The following is a 12,936-nucleotide window of genomic DNA, read 5'->3' as shown; positions in this document are numbered from 1 at the left end:
ACAACAGGCCTGGACTAGTGCCAGGCCTGTAATCAGTCAGAAGTCGATATCAACTTCTCTTTGAAATTTTGAAGTTAGACTAAGCGCCTCGCTCGGGCATTTCCCGTTCTCAACTAGCGCAGACCAAAACTCATTATCGTAGCAACCGTCAAGGTACAGATATCGGCAAATATCGATTAAATCACCTCTATTCCATCCTTTAGAGCTGTAGCCTCGAACGCCTAATTCATCCTCCAGGTCATAAAATGTGAGCCCTTCATTTTTACGCCAAGCATCATCAAGACGCTTTAACAGAAACTCTACTTTCTCTTTTGATGCGGTGAAATACTGAGCATAAAACTCGTGAGGTTTACGGGGGACGCTGCCATCGGTATCGCTCATCAATGGGTAAACGCCGGACTCCCAGGCGTGGAGATATGCGTCGCTAAATTCATCATGATGCTTGCCAATGTGAAGAATCTGTATCCTTTGCTGAGCGAACAAGGCACCCATAACGTCATTTTCAGTCATAAAATCCCTTATTAATTTAATGGTTTCCGTCTCGCATAATAATTTTACTCGCTTGTTTTGTAAATTATTTGTGCGTCATCTTTCAAGACTGTTCGGAGTAAAAATACATCATTTACAACGATAATTTGATCCATATCTTGAAGAGTGGCCCTCAGACGTGAGCCGCCACTGTCCACCCGGTTCTTCCGGCAGATCCGCGGTTTTCTCTCCGGGTGGACATCCCTTAAAGCGCTGGTTTCACGTCTCAACGTTAATTGTTACGGAAACCACTCCATGAAGAAATTACTCGAATTACGTCAGCAAAAAACCGAAATCAAAACGCAGATGCGTAACCTGCTTGAAAAAGCCGACAGCGAAAAACGCAGCCTGACCGATGAGGAAGGCACGCAGTTTGACGAACTCCGCATCCGCGCCGGGACACTCGATACTGAAATCAGTCGCTACGAAGCCATAGCCAGCGAAGAACGTAACCAGCCAGGCCACCCGGTGAACGAAAACGGCGTAAGCAACGACGAACTACGTACCTACATTCTGACCGGGGAAGCCCGCAGCCTGTCTACCAGCATTCCGGAGGACGGTGGCTATACCGTTATTCCTGAACTTAACAAACAGATTATGCAGCAGCTTAACGATGAGTCCGTTATGCGCAAAATCTGCACCGTGAAAAAAATCGGCAGTAACGAGTTTAAACAGCTTGTCTCTGTGGGCGGAGCGGGGGTGAACCACGGCGAGGAAGGAAAAGCCCGTGGTGAGACAACTACGCCGAAACTGGAAGAAGTCAGTATCCGCCTGTTCCCGGTTTACACCTATCCGAAGACCACGCAGGAAATTATCGATTTTTCTGGTGTGGATATCATGGGCTGGCTGTCCTCTGAAATTGGCGATGCTTTCGTCGATACCGAAGAAGCGGATCTGGCATCCGGAGACGGCGTGAAAAAAGCGAAGGGTTTTCTCTCTTACCCACTCAGCCCGGACGGTGACAAAACGCGTCCGTTCGGCACAATCCAGAAGGTCACCGTGAGTGTACTTAATGCGGATTTTCTGATTGACCTGAAATTTAAACTTCGTGCGAAGTACCGCAAAAATGCCGTATGGGTAACGAACTCCACCACGGCGGCCTCCGTTCAGAAACTGAAAAACGGTAACGGGGATTACATCTGGCGCGACCGTTTACAGGCAGGTGATCCAGATACGCTGCTGGGCCTCCCGGTTGAATATCTCGAAACCATGCCGGACGACCTGATCGGTATTGGCGACTTTAAACGTGGCTATTTCATCGTTGACCATGAGACAGGCACCCGCACCCGCCCGGATAACATCACCGAACCGGGCTTTATCAAAATTCATACGGATAAATACCTGGGCGGTGGTGTGGTTGATTCCGGCGCCATCAAGCTGCTCGAAATCTCTGCTTCCTCCACCAAATAATTCACAGGGGCTTCGGCCCCTTTCTGGTCTTTATGGAGTCCGTTATGGATACCGTTAATTTTGAAATCCGCACCTCTGAACTTATCGCCAAAGAGCGCAGGCTGGTGGGCTATGCGGTGCGCTGGAACAGCCTGTCAGAAATTATCTGTGACGAATTCCGCGAACAGTTTACGCCGGGAGCATTTGCTGGCTATCTCGCATCCGGTAATGATGTGCGCTGTTTATTTGAACATGACTATACCCAACTGCTGGGGCGTACCAGATCCGGCACGCTGATACTGTCGGAAGATGATACGGGTCTGCGATTTGAACTAACACCACCTAATACTCAGTTAGGTAATGATGTGCTGGAGCTGGTGGAACGGGGCGATATAGAAGGCATGTCGTTTGGATTCCGGGCGTTGAAAGAGAACTGGGATATTACCCAGTCGCCTTATCTGCGTATCGTCACCGCTGCTGAACTGCGAGAAATTACGATCACTTCTCTGCCTGCTTACCCGGAGTCCGGTGTGGAAATTGCACACCGCTCGCTTTATTCCCAGTATCCTGAGTTACGCCGCGATGGCGATAACCGCCGACGCTGGGCCGAACTGGTGGAGATCTGATATGTGGACTCTCTGGCCTTTCAGCCGTAAGGCAGAACAACGCAGCATGGCCATCGATGAATGGCTGGCGATGGTGGGCATACCTAATACCGGATCCGGCGAATATGTATCTGCGGGGACGGCGGAATCTCTGCCGGCTGTCATGAACGCCGTATCGGTCATCAGTGAAGCAGTGGCAACCATGCCCTGTTATCTCTACCGGGTAACGAATGATAAAGGGCGTGAGGCGCGGGAGTGGCTGAGTAATCACCCGGTTGATTATCTGCTGAATGAGCAGCCGAACGACTGTCAGACACCGTACCAGTTTAAACGCACGATGATGCGGCACTGTCTGCTGAACGGTAACGCTTATGCGGTGATCCGCTGGGGCCGTGATGGACAGCCTGAATCATTGCATCCATATGCACCGGGGACCGTAGTTCCGGAGCGTCTGTCCGGACACCGTTACAAATACACTATTACTGAACCCTTTAGCGGAATCACCCGTACTTATCTTCAGGAAGAGATTCTGCATCTGCGTTATGCCACGGACGATGGTTTTCTGGGGCGCTCACCGATAACCATCTGCCGGGAAGCGCTGGGCCTTGGACTGGCCCAGCAGCGCCACGGCGCTAACATCATGAAAGAGGGCATGATGGCGGCGGGCATTGTCAAAGCAAAAGACTGGCTTGACGGCGTGAACGGTAAAAAAGCCCTGGATGCACTGGAGCGGTACAAGGGTGCACGAAATGCCGGGAAAACGCCCATTCTTGAAGGAGGAATGGATTACGAAAAATTGGGCATGAGTAATCAGGATGCTGAATGGCTGGCTTCCCGGCGTTTTTCCATTGAAGACATTGCCCGTATGTTTAATGTTTCTCCGATCTTTCTTCAGGAATACAGCAACAGTACCTACAGCAACTTCAGCGAAGCGAGCCGCGCATTTCTCACTATGACCATGCGTCCCTGGCTGGCGAATTTCGAACAACAAATCAAATCCGCTTTGCTGGTGGCCCGTCCTGCATCCGGTACCCGTTACCAGGTTGAGTTCGATTCTGCTGACCTTCTCCGCGCTACACCAACCGAACGCTACGCCACTTACGAACGCGGTATTAAAAACGGGATTATGAATCCGAATGAAGCCCGCGAACGTGAGGGGATGCCACCGCGTGAAGGTGGGGACGAATTCAGCCAGGCATGGAAGCAGCAGATCGAAGTAAATAACAATAAAAGTAAGGAGGGTAGCGAATGAGAGCCGGAGGATTAAAACATCGTATAACGCTGCAGCGCTATGAACAAAGTCAGGGGCCATTGGGAGAACCGATAAAACGCTGGGTGGACTACGCCACGATCTGGGCTGAGGTAAAAGGTATCTCTGGCCGGGAGCTTCTGGCTACCGGTTCGTGGTCCTCTGAGGCCACAGTCAGAATATGGATACGCTATCGCAGTGATGTTAAGCAGGGACACAGGGTGAAATATCTGTCACCCGCAGTCAGTGGTGATATTTACGGTATAGAGGCGGCCCTCCCGGATAACGACCGCACCAGTCTTGAGCTCCTTTGTAAAGGAGGCGTGGCCAATGGCTGAATTAATAACTCTGGAAGAAGTAAAACTGCATTGCCGCATCGACGGGGATGATGAGAACGCCCTGATAAACGGGTATATCGTCGCCGCGCTGGAGATTTGCCAGAAACATATCGGCAGGCGTTTTGATGACGGACTCGAGTTTAATCCTGCGCTGAAGGTCGGGTGTCTGCTACTGGTCGGTCACTGGTATGAGCACCGGGAAATAGCGGCGGAAAAAACGTCCGAGCTTCCCTTTAGCACTTCGTCATTGTGGAACTACTACCGGGAACCTGGAGTGTATTAAATGCCATGGCAACCTTTACGACGCTGTACAGAGCCCGGATGTAATAAACGGGTAAAGTCCGGCAAATGTGATGAACACAAACGGAATGCACAACGGCAGAGTGATAGCCGACGAGGCACACGCACAGAACGCGGTTACTCCAACCGATGGGGAGAATACCGGCTCCTCTTTCTGAAGACTAATCCGCTGTGCGCCCACTGCCATAGTGCTGGCGTCTATAAGCAGGCAACTATCGTTGATCACATCATACCTATTGAGGGCGAAGGTGATGTGTTGTTCTGGCCATCCAGTAACCACCAGCCGTTATGTGCTGCCTGTCATGGTCGCAAGACAGCCACAACGGACCCGCTAACTAAGCAGCAGCGTAAAGCCGGAATGTTCCGGGAACAGGAAGAAGCAGCGCAGCGCCGCAACGACTGGGTCTATGAGGTTGCTCATGAGTGAACAGGAATACATGAGTCAGCGTGAACGGGGTGGGGGAGGTTTCAAAGACAACCCCCTCCCGGCGAGGAACCACCCGCTCCCTCAAATTTTTATGCACAGTGATTTTTTTGAAAATAAAACGAAAAGGAAAATAGTGATTTATGCCAAGACCACCGAAACCGCCCGCTTACCTTGATGAAATCGCGGCGCAGCAGTGGAAAGCAAAGGCGAAGCAACTGGCGGAACGTGGTGATCTGACGCCTGCCGACTGGAACAACCTTGAGCTTTATTGCGTCAACTATTCGATGTACCGCAAAGCTGTGGAAGACCTTGCCACACGGGGATTCAGCATTGTGAACAGCCAGGGCGGTGAGAGCCGGAACCCGGCACTGAGCGCAAAGGCTGATGCCGAAAAAATTCTCATAAAAATGTCGTCGTTGCTGGGCTTTGATCCGGTGAGCCGTCGCCGTAACCCGCCTGAAACTGAAGAGGAAGACGAACTTGACCGTATGGAATGATTACGCCAGCGCTATTAAATCTGGCGAAATTCCGGCCTGTAAGCGGGTAAAACAGGCCGTCGAAAGGTACTTTTCAGACCTGAATGATCTCCGTTATGAGTTTGATACGGCGACAGTAGAGCGGTTTATCGCGTTCTCGCGACTTTGCCCTCACGTCAAAGGTCCGTTGCGCGGCCAGCCAATCGCGCTGGAACCGTGGCAGCAATTCGCCTTCGCTAATCTGCTGGGCTTTAAGGTCAGGGAGACAGGTCGCAGAAAGTACAGCAGCGCCTTTATCGAAGTGCCGCGCAAGAATGCCAAATCCACTGTGGCCGCCATGCTGGCTAACTGGTTCCTGGTAATGGAAAAAGGCCAGCAGGATATTTACACGGCGGCGGTGAGTCGGGATCAGGCCCGTATCGTGTTCGACGATGCCCGCCAGATGTGCCTGCTGTCAAAACCGCTGAAAAAGCGCGTCAATATTCAGGCGCACAAGATCATTTTCCCGAAGAGCAACAGCCTGTTAAAACCGCTGGCGGCAAAAGCGGCCACTATTGAAGGGACTAACCCAAGCCTGGCGATTGTCGATGAATACCACCTTCATCCGGATAACGGAGTTTATTCCGCGCTTGAGCTGGGTATGGGCGCACGTCCTGAGGCGATTTTGTTCGCCATCACTACTGCCGGGAGTAACGTCGTTTCCGCCTGTAAACAGCATTATGACTACTGCTGCCAGATTCTGGCCGGGGAAGAGAGCAACGATTCTCTGTTTGTCCTGATCTACGAGTTGGACGACGAAAGCGAGGTTGAACAGCCGGAAATGTGGAGCAAGGCTAACCCTAACCTGCATGTGTCCGTTGACGCCGCGAAACTGGAATCCACCATCCAGAAAGCTCGTAGCATACCGTCGCAGTGGGTGGAAATGCTGACCAAACGTTTCAATATCTGGTGTCAGGGATCCACGCCGTGGATGGGGGCCGGGGCATGGGATGCCTGTGCACTCGATTATGCTGAAGAAGATCTGGCCGGAATGGAGTGTTACGCCGGGTTTGATCTGTCCTCAACCAGCGATATTACCAGTGTAAGTTACGCTTTCCCGTTCGACAGGGAGATCCGACTTCTTACCCGTCATTATCTGCCGGAAGCGCAGCTGCTTAACGTCGCTAACAAAAACCGCACCATCTATCGCCAGTGGGTGAACGCGGGCTGGATACGCACCACGCCCGGCGACTGTATCGACTATGACCGCATCCGTGATGATATCCTGCGAGATGCTGAAAAATTCAGTATCCGGCTGGTGGGCTTTGATACGTGGAACGCGACGCATTTGCGTACCCAGTTACAGGGGGCGGGGCTCGATGTGGAGCCTTTCCAGCAAACTTATCTGCGGTTCAGCCCGGTTGCTAAATCTTTTGAGGTGTTCGTTAACCGTAAGGTATTACGCCATCGTGGCGATCCGGTTCTGTCCTGGGCTATGGGTAACGTGGTGATGGAGTCCGACGCTAACGCCAACATAAAACCTAACAAAAAGAAATCCGGTAACAAGATCGATCCTGCGGTCGCAGCGTTGATGGCGTTCGGTACTTTCCAGGCAGAGCATGAAGAATTCGCTTTTGATATGAGCATGTTTCACAAAGAAAGATTGTTGAAGTTCAATGGTATATAGAATGCTTTTGATGTTAATTTAAACGTAAAAGCATGAATGTAAAAACGTTACTCGTTACTGCATATTTAGAACGATGAGGAAATTAAAATGTCATTTTCGGCAACTGTGTTGAATGTGCTAATTGCATCTCCATCAGATGTACCTGAAGAAAGGGAAGCTATTACAGAGAGTCTTTATGAATGGAATGCCTTAAATTCACAAACGACTGGTTTTGTATTGTTACCAGTAAGGTGGGAGTCCCACAGTGCTCCAACAATGGGGGATAGGCCGCAGGGCATCATTAACAATCAGGTGGTTAGAAACTGCGATATGTTAATTGGTGCTTTTTGGACTCGTTTAGGGTCTCCAACAGGTGTTGAAGAAAGTGGCACCGTTGAGGAGATTAAGTGGTTTTTGAAACAACAAAAACCAGTGATGCTTTACTATTCAAAAAAACAAGTGGATCTCGATCTTATTGATACACAACAGCTTGAGAAATTAAAAGAATTTAAAAAAAGCATCAGAGACAAAGGGATACAAGAGCAATATACGAATGTTGATGAGCTTAAAATGAAGCTATCGCGTCAGTTAACAATCGTTTTGCGAGAAGTTTCAGTTAACACAGTGGTGGATGTGAAAGCTGTCAAGGCAGCGAAAAGTCACGAAGATAAGAAATTTGATGCCGATAGCTCTACGCTTGCTACTTCGAGCCCAAAAGCTAAGGTAAAAAAAACTACTAGCTCTAATGAGATCCGCTTAATTGATTACACCGAAAAGGCGTTTGTAGTGGTAGGAGACACAAATGATTATGCGGAACAACTTAAAGAACTGAGCGGAAAATGGATAACTGTTCGTTGGGGTGGGAAAGCTTGGATGTTTTCTAAGAAGCGATTAAGTGAAGTCTCTGAACTTTTGGATTTAGCGCCAGAAATGTTAAGTGAGGATGAAGCACTCTAAGAGTGGGTGGCCCGGCTTTCGCCGGGCCGGGCTTGTTACGCTGTTACTTACGTAATACATAGACAAGAGCAACACTAACTGGCAGAGCAACAAATGGGCTTAGACCAATATTGCTTAGCGTCATTAGCAAGCCACTCAAGGCAAGCATACGCTTTGACAGCAGGTCTGAGCCCTTAATAGAGTTAGTCATTGAGACCTCCATTAGGGGTTCCTGCCGTCTCATGAAGAGTTGGGAGCAAGAAATACAGACCCGTAGCGCTTGTGTTCTTAGAACATCTTCCAGTGAAAGAGGCCGCTACGACCCAACTGGACGTTTAGGCTTTTAGCCAAACCGTTACTCCAAAATACCTAGTTAAAGTATCCTATAGGTATCCTAGAGATTCTTTAAATTCGCGATTCCTCGCAAATCCTTGATATTTGGTGGCCCCTGCTGGACTTGAACCAGCGACCAAGCGATTATGAGTCGCCTGCTCTAACCACTGAGCTAAGGGGCCGTGGCGGTGGATTATAATGTAACTTTACGCTGTAATCCAGCCGTAACCGTGCGGGTGCTGTTTTTATAAACAATGTGTTTTCAACCCGTTATACTTAAAGAACGTTGTATTGCTCAGGAGTAATAATGGTTAAGGACATACTGGCGCCAGGGCTACGGGTGGTTTTTTGCGGCATCAATCCGGGACTCTCCTCGGCGAATACCGGCTTTCCGTTTGCGCATCCCGCGAATCGTTTTTGGAAAGTTATTCATTTGGCCGGTTTCACCGATCGACAGTTGAAACCGGAAGAGGCGGAAAAATTACTGGATTTTCGCTGCGGGGTAACGAAACTCGTCGACCGACCGACGGTACAAGCGACTGAGGTGAAGTTGCATGAATTACGTAGCGGCGGACGCAACCTGATTGAAAAGATAGAGGACTATCAGCCCGCGGCGCTGGCGGTGCTTGGTAAACAGGCTTTTGAACAGGGATTCAGCCAGCGCGGTATCGCCTGGGGTAAACAAAAGATCGCCATTGGCGCGACGATGGTGTGGGTGTTGCCGAATCCCAGCGGCTTAAACCGAATTAAAACGGAAAAACTGGTCGAGGCCTATCGCGAACTGGATCAAGCGCTCATTATGCGTGGGCTATAGCAATGGGGAATGAGGGCGCGAATACTCGCGCTGTGTAGAAATTCTGTAGGCCAAATAGGGCGCTTGCGCATGACCTGATAAAAAAACGCCGCCTTGCGGCGGCGTTTATACCTGTGCGGCGAATTAATCGTCGAGGAAGCTGCGCAGCACTTCAGAACGGCTCGGGTGGCGCAGTTTACGCAGCGCCTTCGCTTCGATCTGACGGATACGTTCGCGGGTAACATCGAACTGTTTACCCACTTCTTCCAGCGTGTGGTCGGTGTTCATATCGATACCGAAACGCATACGCAGCACTTTCGCTTCACGAGCGGTCAGGCCAGCCAAAACGTCGTGAGTGGCGGCGCGCAGGCTCTCGGTAGTGGCAGAGTCCAGCGGCAGCTCGAGGGTGGTATCCTCGATGAAATCACCCAGATGCGAATCTTCATCGTCGCCGATCGGCGTTTCCATGGAGATTGGCTCTTTGGCAATCTTCAGCACCTTACGAATTTTATCTTCCGGCATCAGCATCCGTTCAGCCAGCTCTTCCGGCGTTGGCTCGCGGCCCATCTCTTGCAGCATCTGGCGAGAAATACGGTTGAGCTTGTTGATGGTCTCAATCATATGCACCGGAATACGGATGGTGCGCGCCTGATCCGCGATAGAACGGGTGATCGCCTGACGGATCCACCAGGTTGCGTAGGTGGAGAACTTGTAACCGCGACGGTATTCGAACTTATCTACCGCTTTCATCAGACCGATGTTGCCTTCCTGAATCAGGTCAAGGAACTGCAAGCCACGGTTGGTGTATTTCTTAGCGATAGAAATAACCAGACGTAAGTTCGCTTCAACCATCTCTTTCTTCGCACGGCGGGCTTTCGCTTCCCCGATGGACATGCGACGGTTGATGTCTTTCACCTGTTCGATGGTCAGACCGGTCTCTTCTTCAATCTGCCGCAGTTTTTGCAGACAGCGTTGCACTTCTTCCGCGACATCGTGCAGTTTTTCCGACCACGGTTTGTTCATCGCGATAGCGGCATTGAACCAGGTTTCGCTGGTTTCGTTACCGGTAAACAGCGTGATAAAGTTCTTCTTCGGCATTTTGCACTGCTCGACGCAGAGCTTCATGATCAAACGTTCCTGAGTACGCACGCGATCCATCATCACGCGCATACTGTTGACCAGATAGTCGAATTGCTTCGGTACCAGACGGAACTGTTTGAACACTTCAGACAGCTTCAGAATCTCTTCCTGCGCGGCAGCATGGCTGCGGCCTTTCGCTTTGATGGTGTCGCGCGTAACGACGTATTGCGCGCGCAGCTCAGCGAATTTTTCGCGTGCCAGTTCAGGATCAATGCTGTTGTCGTCATCGGCGGCGTCATCGTCGCCGTCTTCTTCATCTTCGTCTTCGTCATCATCCAGGTCTTCCTGGGAGAGTTCAGAACCGACGTGAGTTGCGGTCGGCGCCATCTCTTCTTCCGCGTTCGGATCGACAAAGCCGGTGATAAGATCGGACAAACGAGCCTCTTCAGCCTCAACGCGATCGTACTGTTCCAGCAGATAGGTAATGGCTTCCGGGTATTCGGCAACGGAGCATTGAACCTGGTTGATCCCGTCTTCGATACGTTTAGCGATGTCGATTTCGCCTTCCCGGGTCAACAGTTCAACAGTGCCCATTTCACGCATATACATGCGTACCGGGTCAGTCGTACGACCGATTTCAGACTCAACACTGGACAGAACTTGTGCAGCAGCTTCTTCCGCATCTTCATCGGTGCTGGTGGTATTTTCAGCCAGCAGCAGATCATCGGCATCAGGCGCTTCTTCCATTACCTGAATACCCATGTCGTTGATCATTTGGATGATATCTTCAATTTGATCTGAATCGACGATATCTTCCGGCAGATGGTCATTGACCTCAGCATAGGTCAGATAGCCTTGCTCCTTACCACGGGTGACAAGAAGTTTCAGCTGTGACTGCGGGTTTTGCTCCATAAGACGGTATCCACACTTATTCGTTTGATTGGTGTCGACGGTATAGCTGTCGACATTTAAAGCGAGGGCATACTTATATTTTGGCCGCTGCCTCTCACTGCGGCTGTCGGGGGCTTCCCGATCGATATGCGGCATTTAAGCCGTTAAATTCATTTTCTGGCCAGCTCCTGGTTTAAAGTCCAGAGCTCTCGGCGTTCTTCGCTGCTTAAACCGTGAGTGCGATCGCGAGCGATCAGCTCTTCTTGTCGCAGTTGCAGCAGCGAATCAAACATATGGTTGAGTGAGTCGGTAAAGGTCTTTTCGGCAATCGCCTTATCTGCTATATCGTCCCACATCGATAATTTTTCAAGGGTCGCAGCATCATTTGTGCCACGGTAGAGTTCCAGAAGTTGTCCGGTAGTAAGACCTGGCTGAGCCAAACAAGTTTTGACCAATTCTTTAAATAAGCCAAGTCCAGGCAGCTTATTCTGATCCAGCGCGTCTAAGGGCGGCACTAACGGCGCGAGATCCGGGTTTTGCACCAGTAATCCTATCAGTATACGCATGGTCGTGCGTTTTAGCTGCGGAGCCGGGCGGGAAACGCCGCTTTCCGCCTGTTTTGGCACTAAACGATCAAGCTGACTATCATCGAAAATGCCTAACTTCAGCCCCAACGTCTGGCGCAGCTGAATACGGTGCGCGTCGCCAGGCACCTGATTAATGAGCGGCAGCGCCAGTGCGGCTAACTGCGTGCTGCCATCCGGCGAGCTTAAATCCACCTGCGGCAGGAGGCTATTAAACAGAAACGTAGAGAGCGGCTGCGCCTGCTCCATCCGCGCTTCAAAAGCCGCCTTGCCTTCTTTACGCACCAGCGTATCCGGGTCTTCGCCGTCAGGTAAAAACATAAAGCGTACCTGCCGACCGTCGGTCATATAAGGCATTGCTGTTTCCAGCGCTCTCCAGGCGGCATCACGGCCAGCCCGGTCGCCGTCGTAACAGCAAATCACGTTGTTCGTCGCCCGGAATAACATATGCATATGGTCTGCCGTGGTTGAGGTACCTAGCGAAGCAACCGCATAGTTAATGTCGTATTGCGCTAGTGCGACGACATCCATATAACCTTCGACCACAAGCAAGCGTTGCGGTTCAGCACTATATTGCTGAGCCTCATAAAGACCATATAGCTGGCGGCCTTTATGGAAAATGTCCGTTTCCGGAGAGTTAAGGTATTTCGGCGTGTCGTTCCCCAGAACTCGACCGCCAAAACCAATCACCCTGCCGCGTTTGTCCCGAATAGGGAACATGACCCGATTACGGAAACGATCGTAAGTGCTGCCCTGCTCGTTATTGACCAGCATTCCGGCATCCAGCAACAATGCCTTGTTATCGCTGTTATTACCGAAGCGCTTTAACGCGTTATCCCAACCAGGCGGCGCGAAGCCAATGGCGAAACGCTGAATAATTTCAGCGCTCAGACCGCGCTTTTGCAGATAGTCACGCGCAGGTTTTGCCGCAGGATGGGTAAGCGACTGCTGATAAAAGTCATTCAGACCATTCATCAACTGATAGAGGTTTTGCCGTTGATGGCGCTCTATCTGGCTAAGCCCGGTGCCTGCTTCATAGGGAATTTCCAGGTTATGCATGGCCGCTAATTCTTCGACGGTTTCGACAAATTCGAGCTTGTCGTAATTCATCAAAAAGTCGATCGCATTGCCATGCGCGCCGCATCCAAAGCAGTGATAAAACTGTTTTTCACCGTTTACGGTGAAAGAAGGGGTTTTCTCATTATGGAATGGACAACACGCGTGATAGTTCTTGCCCTGTTTCTTGAGTTTTACGCGCACGTCGATCAGATCGACGATATCGGTTCTCGCCAGCAGGTCATTAATAAATACGCGTGGGATTCGTCCAGCCATATGCCCCTTTTATACACGTCATTCTTCAGG

General features: G+C 50.7%; 13 protein-coding genes and 1 tRNA gene. 10 read left to right on the top strand and 4 right to left on the bottom strand.

What is annotated here, in order from left to right; all coding sequences use genetic code 11:
• Positions 1–36 precede the first annotated feature (36 nt).
• Complete coding sequence (locus ABVM99_RS06775; RefSeq protein ID WP_000138190.1) at positions 37–510, bottom strand: hypothetical protein; 474 nt, start codon at positions 508–510, stop codon at positions 37–39.
• Between the two features lie 273 nt (positions 511–783).
• Between ABVM99_RS06775 and ABVM99_RS06770 the strand changes: the two genes are divergently transcribed.
• The 9 genes from ABVM99_RS06770 to ABVM99_RS06730 all read left to right on the top strand — a co-directional run bounded on the left by ABVM99_RS06770 (position 784) and on the right by ABVM99_RS06730 (position 7,914).
• Entirely contained in the window at positions 784–1,938 is a 1,155-nt protein-coding gene (locus ABVM99_RS06770) for a phage major capsid protein (RefSeq protein ID WP_001650762.1), read from the top strand.
• Positions 1,939–1,982: 44 nt separating this feature from the next.
• Positions 1,983–2,543: an HK97 family phage prohead protease gene (locus ABVM99_RS06765; protein WP_023195107.1), complete on the top strand. Its 561-nt coding sequence runs from the start codon at positions 1,983–1,985 to the stop codon at positions 2,541–2,543.
• A gap of 1 nt (position 2,544) precedes the next feature.
• Positions 2,545–3,774 carry a phage portal protein gene (locus ABVM99_RS06760; protein WP_023195108.1) on the top strand — a complete coding sequence of 410 codons (1,230 nt, stop codon included), beginning with the start codon at positions 2,545–2,547 and terminating at the stop codon, positions 3,772–3,774.
• Positions 3,771–4,109: a phage head closure protein gene (locus ABVM99_RS06755; protein WP_001201223.1), complete on the top strand. Its 339-nt coding sequence runs from the start codon at positions 3,771–3,773 to the stop codon at positions 4,107–4,109. Before ABVM99_RS06760 ends, ABVM99_RS06755 begins: the two co-directional genes overlap by 4 nt.
• On the top strand, positions 4,102–4,392 hold the full coding sequence (locus ABVM99_RS06750) for a head-tail connector protein (protein ID WP_001650759.1): 291 nt from the start codon (positions 4,102–4,104) through the stop codon (positions 4,390–4,392). The genes ABVM99_RS06755 and ABVM99_RS06750 overlap by 8 nt, the downstream gene beginning before the upstream one ends.
• The gene (locus tag ABVM99_RS06745) at positions 4,393–4,836 is read left to right on the top strand and encodes an HNH endonuclease signature motif containing protein (RefSeq protein ID WP_023165946.1); all 444 of its coding nucleotides are present in this window, start codon (positions 4,393–4,395) and stop codon (positions 4,834–4,836) included.
• A 140-nt stretch (positions 4,837–4,976) separates the two neighbouring features.
• Positions 4,977–5,333 carry a phage terminase small subunit P27 family gene (locus ABVM99_RS06740; protein ID WP_001137908.1) on the top strand — a complete coding sequence of 119 codons (357 nt, stop codon included), beginning with the start codon at positions 4,977–4,979 and terminating at the stop codon, positions 5,331–5,333.
• Positions 5,317–6,978, top strand: coding sequence for a terminase large subunit (locus ABVM99_RS06735; RefSeq protein WP_001650758.1), 1,662 nt, complete (start codon positions 5,317–5,319; stop codon positions 6,976–6,978). Before ABVM99_RS06740 ends, ABVM99_RS06735 begins: the two co-directional genes overlap by 17 nt.
• A gap of 87 nt (positions 6,979–7,065) precedes the next feature.
• On the top strand, positions 7,066–7,914 hold the full coding sequence (locus tag ABVM99_RS06730) for a hypothetical protein (protein ID WP_001650757.1): 849 nt from the start codon (positions 7,066–7,068) through the stop codon (positions 7,912–7,914).
• Positions 7,915–8,332: 418 nt separating this feature from the next.
• Here the strand turns inward: ABVM99_RS06730 and ABVM99_RS06725 are convergent.
• A tRNA-Ile gene (locus tag ABVM99_RS06725) sits at positions 8,333–8,408 on the bottom strand.
• A gap of 125 nt (positions 8,409–8,533) precedes the next feature.
• Between ABVM99_RS06725 and mug the strand changes: the two genes are divergently transcribed.
• A complete protein-coding gene (mug, locus tag ABVM99_RS06720; RefSeq protein ID WP_000237776.1) occupies positions 8,534–9,040 on the top strand; it encodes a G/U mismatch-specific DNA glycosylase in 507 nt (168 codons plus the stop codon).
• A gap of 123 nt (positions 9,041–9,163) precedes the next feature.
• On the opposite strand, the gene rpoD is transcribed toward mug, so the two are convergent.
• Positions 9,164–11,146, bottom strand: a complete 1,983-nt coding sequence (gene rpoD, locus ABVM99_RS06715; protein ID WP_001120159.1) for an RNA polymerase sigma factor RpoD — start codon at positions 11,144–11,146, stop codon at positions 9,164–9,166.
• A 14-nt stretch (positions 11,147–11,160) separates the two neighbouring features.
• Entirely contained in the window at positions 11,161–12,906 is a 1,746-nt protein-coding gene (gene dnaG / locus ABVM99_RS06710; RefSeq protein ID WP_000918865.1) for a DNA primase, read from the bottom strand.
• Positions 12,907–12,936 lie beyond the last annotated feature (30 nt).

This window comes from Salmonella sp. SJTUF15591 (assembly GCF_043356435.1).
GTDB classification, from domain to species: Bacteria; Pseudomonadota; Gammaproteobacteria; order Enterobacterales; family Enterobacteriaceae; genus Salmonella; species Salmonella enterica.
The sequence above is the reverse complement of the archived record's forward strand: the minus strand, read 5'-3'. Positions and strand labels throughout refer to the sequence as shown.

Coding starts and splice junctions, on each gene's coding strand:
- ABVM99_RS06775 (WP_000138190.1), bottom strand. CDS start 510: ATGACTGAAAATGACGTTATGGGTGCCTTGTTCGCTCAGCAAAGGATA.
- ABVM99_RS06770 (WP_001650762.1), top strand. CDS start 784: ATGAAGAAATTACTCGAATTACGTCAGCAAAAAACCGAAATCAAAACG.
- ABVM99_RS06765 (WP_023195107.1), top strand. CDS start 1,983: ATGGATACCGTTAATTTTGAAATCCGCACCTCTGAACTTATCGCCAAA.
- ABVM99_RS06760 (WP_023195108.1), top strand. CDS start 2,545: ATGTGGACTCTCTGGCCTTTCAGCCGTAAGGCAGAACAACGCAGCATG.
- ABVM99_RS06755 (WP_001201223.1), top strand. CDS start 3,771: ATGAGAGCCGGAGGATTAAAACATCGTATAACGCTGCAGCGCTATGAA.
- ABVM99_RS06750 (WP_001650759.1), top strand. CDS start 4,102: ATGGCTGAATTAATAACTCTGGAAGAAGTAAAACTGCATTGCCGCATC.
- ABVM99_RS06745 (WP_023165946.1), top strand. CDS start 4,393: ATGCCATGGCAACCTTTACGACGCTGTACAGAGCCCGGATGTAATAAA.
- ABVM99_RS06740 (WP_001137908.1), top strand. CDS start 4,977: ATGCCAAGACCACCGAAACCGCCCGCTTACCTTGATGAAATCGCGGCG.
- ABVM99_RS06730 (WP_001650757.1), top strand. CDS start 7,066: ATGTCATTTTCGGCAACTGTGTTGAATGTGCTAATTGCATCTCCATCA.
- mug (WP_000237776.1), top strand. CDS start 8,534: ATGGTTAAGGACATACTGGCGCCAGGGCTACGGGTGGTTTTTTGCGGC.
- rpoD (WP_001120159.1), bottom strand. CDS start 11,146: ATGCCGCATATCGATCGGGAAGCCCCCGACAGCCGCAGTGAGAGGCAG.
- dnaG (WP_000918865.1), bottom strand. CDS start 12,906: ATGGCTGGACGAATCCCACGCGTATTTATTAATGACCTGCTGGCGAGA.